This is a genomic window from Riemerella anatipestifer (assembly GCF_009663465.1).
GTDB lineage: Bacteria > Bacteroidota > Bacteroidia > Flavobacteriales > Weeksellaceae > Riemerella > Riemerella anatipestifer_C.
In genome coordinates this window covers 177,728-190,569 of the sequence record NZ_QXHU01000004.1, presented here as the reverse complement: position 1 = coordinate 190,569, position 12,842 = coordinate 177,728, and the positions used below count along the sequence as shown (strand labels likewise).

The 12,842-nt window shown below is 34.9% G+C and carries 14 protein-coding genes; all 14 read right to left on the bottom strand.

Features of this window, described 5'->3' with window-relative positions:
* Positions 1-4 precede the first annotated feature (4 nt).
* Positions 5-691 (bottom strand): LysE family translocator, encoded by a 687-nt coding sequence (locus D1003_RS07055; RefSeq protein ID WP_153936270.1) that lies wholly within the window; start codon positions 689-691, stop codon positions 5-7.
* Positions 692-737: 46 nt separating this feature from the next.
* Positions 738-1,706: a tryptophan--tRNA ligase gene (gene trpS, locus D1003_RS07050; RefSeq protein ID WP_014937644.1), complete on the bottom strand. Its 969-nt coding sequence runs from the start codon at positions 1,704-1,706 to the stop codon at positions 738-740.
* Positions 1,707-1,803: 97 nt separating this feature from the next.
* Positions 1,804-2,499: a YjjG family noncanonical pyrimidine nucleotidase gene (locus D1003_RS07045; RefSeq protein WP_153936269.1), complete on the bottom strand. Its 696-nt coding sequence runs from the start codon at positions 2,497-2,499 to the stop codon at positions 1,804-1,806.
* Between the two features lie 15 nt (positions 2,500-2,514).
* Entirely contained in the window at positions 2,515-2,649 is a 135-nt protein-coding gene (locus tag D1003_RS11270; RefSeq protein WP_014937646.1) for a hypothetical protein, read from the bottom strand.
* A gap of 47 nt (positions 2,650-2,696) precedes the next feature.
* Positions 2,697-3,287, bottom strand: coding sequence for an RNA polymerase sigma factor (locus D1003_RS07040; protein ID WP_004916220.1), 591 nt, complete (start codon positions 3,285-3,287; stop codon positions 2,697-2,699).
* Positions 3,288-3,459: 172 nt separating this feature from the next.
* The gene (locus tag D1003_RS07035) at positions 3,460-4,992 is read right to left on the bottom strand and encodes a YifB family Mg chelatase-like AAA ATPase (RefSeq protein WP_153936268.1); all 1,533 of its coding nucleotides are present in this window, start codon (positions 4,990-4,992) and stop codon (positions 3,460-3,462) included.
* A gap of 44 nt (positions 4,993-5,036) precedes the next feature.
* On the bottom strand, positions 5,037-6,125 hold the full coding sequence (locus D1003_RS07030; protein WP_153936267.1) for a mannose-1-phosphate guanylyltransferase: 1,089 nt from the start codon (positions 6,123-6,125) through the stop codon (positions 5,037-5,039).
* 9 nt (positions 6,126-6,134) lie between these two features.
* Positions 6,135-6,716, bottom strand: coding sequence for a SprT-like domain-containing protein (locus tag D1003_RS07025; RefSeq protein ID WP_153936266.1), 582 nt, complete (start codon positions 6,714-6,716; stop codon positions 6,135-6,137).
* Between the two features lie 79 nt (positions 6,717-6,795).
* Positions 6,796-7,404: a 50S ribosomal protein L25/general stress protein Ctc gene (locus D1003_RS07020; protein WP_014937650.1), complete on the bottom strand. Its 609-nt coding sequence runs from the start codon at positions 7,402-7,404 to the stop codon at positions 6,796-6,798.
* Positions 7,405-7,459: 55 nt separating this feature from the next.
* On the bottom strand, positions 7,460-8,398 hold the full coding sequence (locus D1003_RS07015; RefSeq protein WP_014937651.1) for a ribose-phosphate pyrophosphokinase: 939 nt from the start codon (positions 8,396-8,398) through the stop codon (positions 7,460-7,462).
* 91 nt (positions 8,399-8,489) lie between these two features.
* Positions 8,490-9,950: an SGNH/GDSL hydrolase family protein gene (locus D1003_RS07010; protein ID WP_153936265.1), complete on the bottom strand. Its 1,461-nt coding sequence runs from the start codon at positions 9,948-9,950 to the stop codon at positions 8,490-8,492.
* A gap of 12 nt (positions 9,951-9,962) precedes the next feature.
* A complete protein-coding gene (locus D1003_RS07005; RefSeq protein WP_153936264.1) occupies positions 9,963-11,198 on the bottom strand; it encodes an OmpP1/FadL family transporter in 1,236 nt (411 codons plus the stop codon).
* 491 nt (positions 11,199-11,689) lie between these two features.
* Positions 11,690-12,256 (bottom strand): DinB family protein, encoded by a 567-nt coding sequence (locus D1003_RS07000; RefSeq protein WP_153936263.1) that lies wholly within the window; start codon positions 12,254-12,256, stop codon positions 11,690-11,692.
* A gap of 50 nt (positions 12,257-12,306) precedes the next feature.
* Complete coding sequence (locus tag D1003_RS06995; RefSeq protein ID WP_153936262.1) at positions 12,307-12,831, bottom strand: Crp/Fnr family transcriptional regulator; 525 nt, start codon at positions 12,829-12,831, stop codon at positions 12,307-12,309.
* Positions 12,832-12,842 lie beyond the last annotated feature (11 nt).

The following is a 12,842-nucleotide window of genomic DNA, read 5'->3' as shown; positions in this document are numbered from 1 at the left end:
ACAATTATTTTCTGATTTTTAGAGAATCCCTCACATAGCCACTTCTTTCCAACTCTTGGTCAAACTTATTAAATTTTTTGAAGCTCTGCATAAATATAAATACACTAATGATAACTAATATCACTCCAACAGCACTTCGTATTTTATTAGCAAGATTTTGAGTCAATTTATGATGGAACTGTTTTGCTAAAAGGATTTTAATTAAATCTATCCCAATGTAGGTGGCTATCATAATCCCAATGTATAAAATAAATTTATACGGATTAGGATATTGATTTCGCACCGATATTACAGTAACCAACCAAAATAAAACTACACCTATATTAAGAATATTTAGTAAAAAGCCATTTAAAAAAGTTTTAAAATAGTTCTGACTGATGATTTTTTTTTCGCCTTCTATCCTCATTTTAGTTTTGGAGACTATCATAAAAATCCCATAAATGAAGATAATAAAAGCCGTTATTCTATAAAAACTAGGATATTTGTCTATAATCTCTACTAAATCATCACTCGCAAAGTAGGCCACTAAGATACAAACCAAATCTGCAGTTATAACCCCTATATCTAAGGTTAATGCATGCCTTGCTCCACGCGAAAAGCTAGTTTCTATAAGCAGGAAAAAAATAGGTCCTATAAAAACCAAGCTCAACATTAGCCCTAAGCCGATAGCAGAAAATATAAGTTCTAACATTTAGTTTTTTTCAATATTACAAAATCTCTAGCAAATGACCTAACAACTACATTCCTAGGTTTTTTCTCACCCTAGCTAAAGTTTCTGCTGCTACTTTTCTAGTTTTTTCTGCTCCTTCTTTTAGTTTAGCTTCTAGCTCATCAAGGTGAGTCATATAGTAATTAAATAACTCTCTCTCCTTTGAGTAAGTTTCTAAAATTAAATTAAGAAGCTCTGTTTTAGCGTGCCCGTAGCCAAAATTTCCTGCTAAATATTTCTGTCTTAACTGTTCTGTTTGTTCTGGTGTAGCTATTAGTTCGTATAAAGCGAATACTTTATCTGTTTCAGGGTCTTTAGGCTCTTCTAAAGTTTTAGAATCCGTTTCTATAGACATCACCTGTTTTTTAAGCTGTTTCTCTGGCAAAAATATATTGATGATATTTCCTCTAGATTTAGACATTTTGTTACCATCAGTACCAGGCACATACTTGGTATTTTCTTGCAGTTCTTCTTGTGGTAATACAAAAGTTTCTCCCATTTGATTGTTAAACCTCGCTCCCATATCTCTTGCCATTTCTAAGTGCTGTAATTGGTCTTTTCCTACAGGAACTATCTCTGCATCGTACAGAAGTATATCCGCTGCCATAAGAACGGGATAAGTAAAAAGTCCAGCATTTACGTCTGCCAAACGGTCTGCTTTATCTTTAAATGAATGAGCTAAAGTAAGCCTTTGATAAGGAAAAAAGCAAGACAAATACCACGACAATTCACATACTTCGGGTATATCACTTTGTCTATAGAAATAAGTTTTTTCCGTGTCAAGACCGAAAGCCAACCACGCAGCCGCTATTTCGTAAGTATTTTGTTTTAGTACTTCTGCATCTTTTATTTGGGTTAAAGAATGCATATTGGCAATAAATAAAAACGATTCGTTTTCAGGATTTTTAGATAACTCTATTGCTGGGATTATCGCTCCTAACAAATTTCCTAAATGAGGCGTTCCCGTAGCTTGAATTCCCGTAAGTATTCTTGACATAGTATTTCTAATTTTTTAAATTAAATATCCCTTCCTTTATCAGGAAAGGATTTACAAAAGTAAGGATTTTTTACCACTCCTTATGGCTCTGCATTCTCTAAAGATAACGCTCTACCTCCGCTAAAGATTTAATATTGATAACGCCTTGCTCCTCAAAACCTTCGTTGAAGACATCAAAAAATAAAACTTTCAAACCAAAATCTCTAGCACCCAAAGCGTCTGCAATCCAATCATCTCCTATAAAATAAGACTCCTCCACCGTTGCTTTCGCTTTATCTAAAGCGAGTTGAAAAATCTCAGGATGAGGTTTTCTTAGTCCTATTTCGTCTGCGCTTGTTACCGTATCAAAGTAATGAGCAATGCCACTTCCATCTAACTTTCTGTGAGTAACCTCTTGAAAACCATTAGACAAAATATGAAGAGTATAGCCTTTATCTTTTAAATAATCTAAAATAGAAATGCTGCCCTCCACCAGTTCGTTGTATTCTATAATCTCATCTAGAAAAAGATTTTCAAAGGTTTGAGATAATTCAAAATCATCTAATCCAAAATGAAGAAACACATCATAAAAACGATGTTTTCTTAAAGTTTCTTTATCTATAATTCCGTCTCTAATTTTAGCCCAAAGCTCTTCGTTAATGGTATGATACACCTCGTGAAAGGTTTCAAAATCTACTCCGATTTTATCCTCAATCAAATATTTATTAAAAAGTTTTTGGAGCGTGAGTCTCGCATTTTTACGATGATCCCAAAGTGTGTTGTCTAAATCAAAAAAAATGTGCCTTATCTTCATAAGGCACAAAATTAGTTAATTTTTTGGAAGTACATAAACTCTCTTCTTGGAAGAAAGCACCGATAAGGATTTAGAAAAATCTAATAAAAATTTTATCGTAGAAGATTTTGGTAATTTTACCTTTACTACACTAGGATAAACTTTTTTCATAGGCACATATATTTTACCATAGAACGAAAAGCTCAAACCTTTAGTATTTATCTTGTTAAAATTATTTGATTTTCTTCCATTATTTTTCTAAGGTTCATCACAGCGTACCTTACTCTGCCTAAAGTGGTATTGATGCTACAATCCGTATGCTCTGCAATTTCCTTAAAACTAAGTCCATCAAAAAAACGGAGTTTTACCACTTCCTTTTGGTTATCTGGTAAGAGTTGTATCATTTTCATAAGGTCTTCATTTATCTGAAGAGAAATTAAATAATCCTCTATATTTTCCGTAGGTTCGCTGATATGGTCAAAAATAGAAAATTCCTCATCTGAATATGAGGTTTCTGAAACTTTTTTATGCTTAGATAACAATCGGTAATGGTCTATAATTAGATTGTGAGCAATACGCTTTGCCCAAAGTACAAATTTGCCCTCATCTTTATACTCTCCTTTTTTCAACTTGATGATAATTTTCATAAAGGTATCTTGGAAAATATCATTTGCTAAACTTTCATCTAGCACCTTGTAAAAAATAAAGTTAAAAAGGTCAGATTGATTTCTTTCTATAAGCCTTTCTAGGGCTAGTTCATTGCCATTTTGATACTCTTGTATAAGCAGGCTATCCGTAATTATTTCCATAACTTTACCTTTAATTTAAACCAAAGTAAAACCATTCCTTACTTGGAAGACCGTTTTATTACTAATTGTTAAACGATTAAAAAATGTAAAGTTATCCCTATAAATGTCTATTTTGAGAGGACAAATGTATATAAAAAATATGATATTTAAGATTTTTTAACAAAAAATTGTTTTAAACCTTCCAAAAATCTCTATCCAAACTTCTATATTGTATAGCTTCCGCAATGTGGTGGCTTTGTATATTAGTTTCTCCTTCCAAATCTGCTATGGTTCTAGATACTTTCAAAATACGGTCATAAGCCCTTGCAGAAAGATTGAGCTTTTCCATAGCATTTTTTATTAGAAGTAGAGATACCTCATCTAATTCGCAAAAACGCTCTATTTCTTTAGGTCCCATCTGGGCATTGTAACTAATAGCCAAATCTTGATAGCGTTCTTGCTGTATTTCCCTTGCTTTTAGCACCCTTTGTCTGATAATCTCACTAGACTCTCCTTTTCTTTTGTCGGACAGTTGGTCAAATTCTACTTTTTGAACTTCTATATGAATGTCTATCCTATCCAAGAGAGGTCCCGAAAGTTTATTAAGATAGCGTTGCATCTCAAAAGAAGAAGAGGTATTATTGGGGTCATCAGGAAAAAATCCGCTAGGGCTAGGATTCATAGATGCTACAAGCATAAAACTAGCAGGATAGTTTACTGTAAATTTAGCTCTGGAAATAGTAACTTCTCTATCCTCCAAAGGTTGTCTCATAACTTCTAGAACGGTTCTTTTAAACTCTGGCATCTCATCTAGAAATAGTACCCCATTGTGAGCCAAAGAAATTTCCCCAGGCTGAGGATAACTACCACCACCTACTAACGCTACATCGGAAATGGTATGATGCGGCGACCTGAAGGGTCTGATGGTCATAAGGGAAGTTTCAGCTCCCATCTTTCCTGCTACAGAATGTATTTTGGTGGTTTCTAACGCTTCTTTTAATGTTAAAGGAGGGAGAATACTTGGAATCCGTTTTGCTAACATTGTTTTACCACTCCCTGGGGGACCAATGAGAATAATATTATGCCCTCCTGCTGCCGCAACTTCCATTGCTCTTTTAGCGGTCTCTTGACCTTTAACTTCCGAAAAGTCAAATGGAAAAAGATTTACTCTTTTGTGAAATTCCTCTCGTGTATTGACTTTAGTTGGTTCTAAAGGACAGTTTTCATTAAAAAAATCTATTACCTCTTTGATATTTTCTACACCATAAACTTCCAAATCGTTTACAATAGCAGCCTCTCTTGTGTTTTGTTTCGGTAAAATAATTCCTTTAAAACCTTCTTCTCTTGCTTTTATTGCAATGGGCAAAACACCTTTAATCGGTTGTAAACCTCCATCTAACGAAAGCTCTCCCATAATAAGATACCGCTCTATCTCTGGAGCTATAATCTGACCAGATGCAGCTAAAATCCCCAACGCAATGCTTAAATCATAAGCAGAACCTTCTTTTCTGAGGTCGGCAGGAGCCATATTTATGGTAATTTTTTTCCCTGGCAATTTATAACCTACATTTTTAAGTGCAGCGGAAATTCTATGACTACTTTCTTTAATAGCATTGTCTGGCAACCCTACTAAATGGTAACCTACTCCTTGATCTACATTAACCTCTATTGTAATGGTTTGTGCGGAAACACCATGTATAGCACTACCGTAAACTTTTACCAACATCTATTATAGATTTTGAGTTAAATTTAAGCGTTTTTATTTAAATACTACATAAAATCTTCTCCGTTTTTGATATTCTTTAAATCTAAAACAAAATCTTTTATTTTTTGATCATTTTCTCTAGGACAGATAAGTAGTGCCTTTTCTGTATCTACCACTATATAATCCTGTAGTCCATCTATAATTGCTAGTTTATTACTTTCTTTTAACCTTATTATATTTCCTTTAGAGTTATAGGTTAAAATATATTTAGAATTGGTGGAATTTTGCTCTTTGTTTTTTTCAGCATTGTCGTAAACAGAATTCCAAGTTCCTAAATCGCTCCAACCAAGGTCTGCAGGAATCACATAGACATTATCTGCCTTTTCCATAATCCCATTATCGATAGATATTTTTTCTGCTTTTGGATATATTTTTTCTATACAATTAGGTTCAGTCTCATTAGCGTCGTAGTCACATTCATCAAAAAGATGCTTCATCTCAGGCAGATGCTTGGAGAATGCTTTTATAATACTTTTAGCAGACCAAATAAATATCCCGGCATTCCAAAGAAAATCTCCTGCTTCTAAGAATGTTTTAGCAATCTCTAGGTTAGGTTTTTCGGTAAAGGTTTTTACTTTTAGTAGTGGTATACCTTTCCCTTCTACAAACTGAATATAGCCATATCCCGTATCTGGACGGGTAGGTGTAATCCCTAATGTGATGAGATAGTCGTTTTCTGCCGCAACATTTAACCCCAATAAAACTTTGTCTAAAAACTTATCTTCTTTTAAAATAAGATGATCTGCAGGTGTAACTATTATTTGAGCATCTGGATTTTGCTCTGCAATAATATTAGCCATATAGATATTACAAGCAGCAGTGTTTTTCATCATAGGCTCTCCTATAATATTTTGCGGGGGTAGATTTGGTAACTGTTCCGATGTTAGGCTAACATATTCTTTATTAGTAATAACAAAAATATTTTCGGCAGAAATCAACTTAGATACTCGGTCATAAGTTTGTTGTATCATAGTTCTACCCACACCTAGTATATCTTGAAATTGCTTAGGATAGCTTTGGGTACTTAGAGGCCAAAAACGACTCCCAATCCCCCCTGCCATAATAACACAATAGTGATTTTTATTATATTCCATTTCTCTTATTTAATCAATTAAAATCTCTGCAAAAGGACTGAACAAATATTGCCTCCCTGTATCTAGATGAGTACAAAGATAACGCTTTTTCTTTTTTTCAATCATTCTAAATTTGGTGTTTCTGAAAGTAAAAATCTGCCCTTCGTCTAAATTTTCTATAAATAAAGCTCCATCTCTGTTTTCTTTTTTAAAATACATTTCTAAATCCCGACTCGCATTAAAACTTGCCTTAGGATTTTTAGAGAATTTTAATAATATTTTTTGAAAATCAACATCATAAACACCCAAACTTTCCAATATCATTTCTCTAAAAGTCTGTTTCCATTCTTTGCCATGAGGAGCTATCTTTTTATATTTCTCAAATGCTATAAGATGTGCTATTTCGTGAGTTAATACAAAAAAGAACAACGGCTTCTCAAGTCCTCCGTTAATTGTAATTTGGTGTTCTTCATTTTTTAATTTTTTATAATCCCCCAACTTAGACACCCTATCCTTGGTTATTTTAATAAGTATGGAATAACCATTACACCATTTTTCCACATAACTAAAAGCTCCTAACGGAAGAAAGTCCTCCAATTTTTCTTTTGACATTTTTTATTCTTCAGCTATACAAAAATAAAAATCCCACCTGTTAAAAGTGGGATTTATGATTATAAATTCTTGTTAAATCTTATTCAGCTGCAGCTTCTTCTTCCTCTTCATCGTCATCATCAGCAATAGCTCCACCTTTCATTGCTGTTCTAGACATCTTAACTGCTACTACCACAGCGTTGTCTGGATGCATAAAAGTGTAATCTGGAGATTTGATATCACCTACATAAGTTTTGTTACCAATTCTTAGTTTCGTTACATCTATAACGATTTCATCTGGTAAATTAGCAGGAAGCGCTTTTACTTTAAGTTTTCTGAAAGATTGTCTAAGTACACCACCTGCAACAACCCCTCTAGATCTACCTGTAATTTTTACTGGTACCTCCATAACCACAGGTTTGTCATCGCTTAGCTGATAGAAATCTGCGTGAAGAATTCTGTCCGTAATAGGGTGAAACTGAATATCCTGCAATACTGCTGGAATAGTTTCTCCGTTTACTTCAATAGATACCGTGTGTGCCTCAGGAGTGTAAACCAAATTCTTAAACGATTTTTCTTCAGTAGAAAAATGTAAAGGTTCCTTACCTCCATAAACAACACAAGGAACTAATTCAGCATCGCGTAACGCTTTCGTAGATTTCTTGCCTACGCTTTCTCTTTTCTGTCCTTGAATTGTAATAGATTTCATTTATAAAAATTTAAATTTGTTTTATTTCTAATTGTTTTTATCTGCTTATTATCAATTAAATGATAAATTTATCACTAATAGATTTATGTTCGTGTACCATCTGCATCACTTCGGCAAATAACGGGGCACAAGATAGCACTTTTATTTTAGATGACAAATTATTTTTGATAGGAATTGTATCAGTTACAATAACTTCTGTTATTTTAGAGTTCTCTATATTTTCGTAAGCCTTTCCAGAAAACACCGCATGAGTTGCCATCGCTCTTACGCTCTTTGCTCCTTTTTCTATGAGGATATCAGCGGCTTTACAAAGCGTTCCAGCTGTGTCTATCATATCATCTATCAAGATAACATTCTTATCTGTTACATCACCGATTAGGAACATTTCCTCCACCACATTGGCTTTTTTTCTTTCCTTATAGGCTATCACAACTTCAGCACCTAAATGCCCTGCATAGTTTTTAGCTCTTTTTGCTCCTCCCATATCTGGTGAAGCAATGGTTAAGTTATCTAAATTTAAAGATTTGATATAATCCACAAAAATAGTAGAAGCATAAAGGTGATCTACTGGAATTTCAAAGAATCCTTGTATTTGGTCTGCGTGAAGATCCATCGTCATAATTCTTGTTGCTCCCGCTGCAGTTAATAAATTGGCTACCAGCTTTGCTCCTATTGGAGCTCTTGGTTTGTCCTTTCTGTCTTGTCTCGCAAGACCATAGTAAGGTATAACCACAGTGATGCTCTTAGCTGATGCTCTTTTAGCCGCATCTATCATTAAAAGCATTTCTAAAAGATTGTCTGCTGGAGGAAAAGTAGAGCCTATCAAAAACACTCTCCCACCTCTTACAGATTGGTCTAAAACAGGTTCGAACTCGCCATCGCTAAAGGATTGAAAGTTGATTTTCCCTAATTCTTGACCGTAATGTTTTGCGATTTTTTCCGCTAAGTCTTTACTGGTTCTTGTACTGAATAGATAACTTGCCTGATTTGCCATTTTTACTTTTTTATTGAGGTTGCAAAGTTAAAAAAATAAAAGCAGTTTAAAAATTTTAAACCGCTTTTATTCTTTTGCTTTTATTTAAATATTATGGGAATTTAATTCCTGAATAATTATTAGGGTTTACCTGCGGTAGTGTAGATTTATACTTAGCGTTAATAGCTTTTATAAATTCGTTAGCAATAACTGCGTAGCCTCTACCCGTAAGGTGTACTCCGTCTAATGAAAATGCCCCGCCTGTCAAAAAAGAGGTAGTATATTTAACTCCATCAAACTGAATTCCAGAAGTGCCATTTAACTCTACCATTTTAGCATTAGCATCTACAAAGGCTAACCCATAAGCATCTGCTAAAGCTTTTATACTTGCATTATATTTAGCTGTAGCTACCTGTACCCTCTTGGCTTCTGTATATGTTAGAACCTGCTCATCTTTCAAGACTACTTTAGTTCCTCCTCCTTGTTCTTTCACAAATTTTAAATAGGGCAATAGAATAAAATCACCAGAGGTGGTCTGTCTATACGAAGGAATACCCAATGCTGATAGATTGGTTAAATCTTTATCTTCTATTACTAATCCACTAACCACATTCCCTGCAACAAAATTAATTACTCTCTTGTTATATTCTTCGGCAGTTAAAAGTCCCAAAGTTTTAGCTTGTTTTAAAGCCGCATTATACTTACCATAGGCTTCCATAGACATAAGACCCGCTGCTTGAGCTTCTGTAAGGTCTAATCTAAGCATAGACGGTATTGTTGTAAAGAATGGTATAGAAGTAATATCTGGAATATTCGCGATAACCCCTTTGGTAGCACCTACAGCCTTCATACCATCTAATATGGCTTTAATAGAACCCGCCAATACATTAGGGTCTGTAATATCGTTATTTCCATAGGTTCTTGGGTCAAGGTTTCCTGTCTGGTCTTTACCAACCCCACCAGAAGCAGCATAGTAAAGGGCATCGTTATTTCCTATCCATAGAGAGAAGAACGTTGGTTTTTGAGCCATAGCATCTTTAAGTACACTCGTATTATCACTTGATGCAAATCTAACAAAGTAAGGGTTAGCCTTTCCCAATGCTAGAGCCGTCTTGCTACCATAGCCATCTGCCACTAAATGAAATGACTTAGCTCCAGGAACTCCCATATTATTAAAAGTTCCAGTCAGTTTATCTAAAGCCTCAGTAGGAGTTGAAGGTTTAGGAGCTAGAGCTCCTTCCTCTAAGTTTAATACCAATTTACCTGGAAAATCTGGTAAATTACTAAATCCACCTACATCATTAGGCATCATTGGTTGAGTAAACGCTCCACCACCTGCTTTTTGCATTTGAGAAGCAACTATAGATGGGTATGACTCTAATTGTCCGCTAGAGTATAATGCTCCATCTCTATAACCAGAAGTAAGAGAGTTTCCTAGTGCTACATAGTTTGAGAAGTCGGCTTCTCCTTTTGTGATAGCAACATCTGCTACATCTGTATCAAAATCTGTTTTACAACTCATAACGGATAACATAGACACTACCGCTAATGAGGATATCATTATTTTTTTCATAAATCTGTTAAATTAAAAAGGGTTGTAAGATAGACCTAAACCAAAATACACTGCTTTAGCCTTAGCCTGTCCATAAAAACTATAATAATCATTAGCTACTGTTCTCGCTTGTGGAAAAGCCATTGCACCTGCTAAATCTATCCCTACTTTGTTTAGTTTAAATCCTAAACCTGCTGTAACAACACTAGAGTTAAACGATGGGGTTTCTGGGATAAAATCTTTGTCTGTATAGGAAGATTCATCATAGTAATAACCTAGTCTGGCTGCTATTTTATCCGTTACCATATATTGGGTTCCGAAACGCCAAGTTTGAGTGTTTTTGAAATTCTTAGGTGTAACAAGTAGGGTAGCATCATTAGGCTGGTTGCCAAGTTTAGCGTTTTCAAAATCTAACGCTAGGTGGCTGTACTCCGACCAACCTGTATAGTTAAAATCAGCAGAAACTAACCATTTAGGTGTAATCTTGTAAGTTGCTCCTATTGTGTACTCATCTACTAGAGGCAATGTAGCTTTGAAGTTATCCTGCCCATTAGCATCAAGTTCCTTTAGAGTATATAAACTTTTCGGCATATTAAACGAAACTTTCCCACTATTAGCTTTCATATCTACTGGCGAACGGTAAGCTACACTAACGTCCCACTTTTCGTCAGGTTTAAAGTAAAAACCAAACGAGAAACCTTGCCCTGACGCTTTTTCATCTTTAATGTTCATAGTTCCATTAACGCTAGTTACCGCTTTGTCCCAGTTTACGGAACCTTTAGCATAGATATAACTTGCACCTAGAGATACCCAATTGGCTAACTTTACAGAAACCATTGGCTGAAAGAAAATACTTTTCAGTTGCATTTTTTGCACCATTTCCTTCCCTGCCCAATCTTCGCCCCACTGTACGGTGCTTCCAAAAGGTGTGGTAACGCTAAGCCCTAACGAAACATCATCTGTTACTTTATAAGCTACCGCTGCATAGAAAGGTGTTCCTAAAGGGTTATCGGTAGTGTAAGAGTTTAAAGTGTTTAAATTCTGATAAGTTACGCTAGATAATGCACCAAAGCCTCCTGCTACAACACTTAGTTTGGACGGAATGAAGGATATACCTGCGGGATTAAAGAAAGCCACGCTCGCATCTTCTGCGTGAGCACTTGTATGCGCCATAGCCAACTGTTTTACCCCTTGCAAAGAAACTCTAAAGCCTCCTGCTTGGGCTAACACACCGCATAATACTGCCGATGTTAATATTATTTTTTTCATAAACTGTTATGTTAGTTAATTAAAGTTTTCAAATATAGAACTTTTTTTTAAACAATAGCGATAAAATAAGTACTGTTTAAAAATTAAAACTATTCTAAATAGCCAATTTTCAGGATTGATTATAAATCAATAGGAATAAAATATTTTTTTGTTTAACATTAAACGAACTCGTGATAATGATTACCTGAAAAGTGGTTATTAACCCGTTTTGTAGGGCGTAAGATACCGTTGCTAAGGGGTCGCTAACTATTACTTAAGTGGTCATTAACCCGTTTTGTAAGGGGCAAGATACCGTTGCTAAGGGGTCGCTAACTATTATTTAAGTGGTCATTAACCCGTTTTGTAGGGGGTAAGATGCCGTTGCTAAGGGGTCGCTAACTATTACTTAAGTGGTCATTAACCCGTTTTGTAAGGGGTAAGATGCCGTTGCTAAGGGGGCATTAACTTTTTTTAGTGATAAAAACATAGACATCAATAATATCGAAGCTAAACTATTCTAAAATACATACCTCTATGTTTGGGTAAACCTGTTGTAGATGTTCTATTTGATGTAAGTGTCTTAAAATATGATTGACATAGAACATAAAACCATCTCCTAGTCGTAATTTTATCCATTTAGAAATGGAAATATTTATTTTCGTTCTGCTTAAGCTGATGCTTTTAGATAAATTTAGCAACTCTAAAAACCGCTCTTGCTGATAAATAAATCGTTCTAAAACCGATTTATCTAGGTTTTTGTTGATTGGGTTTTTACTCTTTGCAGTTCTCATTTTGCTTTTGGGGTTTGGCAATATCCTTTTTGCAAAATAGCCTCCCAACCAACCACTTTTGAAATCTGCCTCTGGTATGGTATGAGAGGATTTTATTTTTAATTCAAATTCGGGGAGGTAAAAATCACCATATAGATTAAGGTGTTCTACACATTCTAATATATTCCACGAGTGTTCCTGTGGTTTCCAAGTAAGGTAATCTAGGTCTTTAGTTTTAAGAATTTCAGCCGTTGTTATAGCTTCTTTAATTTGCAACTCTAAGGTCTGTAATAAAAGTTCTGTACGCATTTTTTTTCTGCAAAGTTCTGTAGCGTAGCTTTAATAAAAATTGATGGAAGTCAAGATTTTTTCAACCTTGATAAAGTTTCGGCACTTATACCTAAGTAATCCGCTATATATTTGTTAGGAACTTCTTGGAAAAGCCTTGGGCTTCGTCTTAAAACACGCAGATATCTTTCTTTTGTAGATGGGGTTAAAATATCTTTCTCGCGTTCCATCTGTTGGAGGAGTAGGTTTTCTAGCAAGGCTATCCATAATTTTTGGTTGTCCTCTTTGTCTAGAAATGCGTCTATTTTGTATTTGGGAATTATTTTCACTTCCGAAGCTTTTATTGCTTGAATTAAAAACTCCGATGGTTTTTGGGACAGAAAAGAATCAAGAGCAACAATGAAATCGCCTGTATAACCTAACCTCACCGTTTGTTCTCGTTCTTTGTTTAGAAGATACACTCTAAAGCTACCTTTAGTGATGTAATAGAGGTTGGTATCTACCGAAGCAGAGGCTTTAAGTAAGTCATTCCTTTTTAAGCGAATGGTTTTCTCCGATAATTTAATGATATTATTGAGGTCTTGGGGCGTTAGCATCAATTATGGTT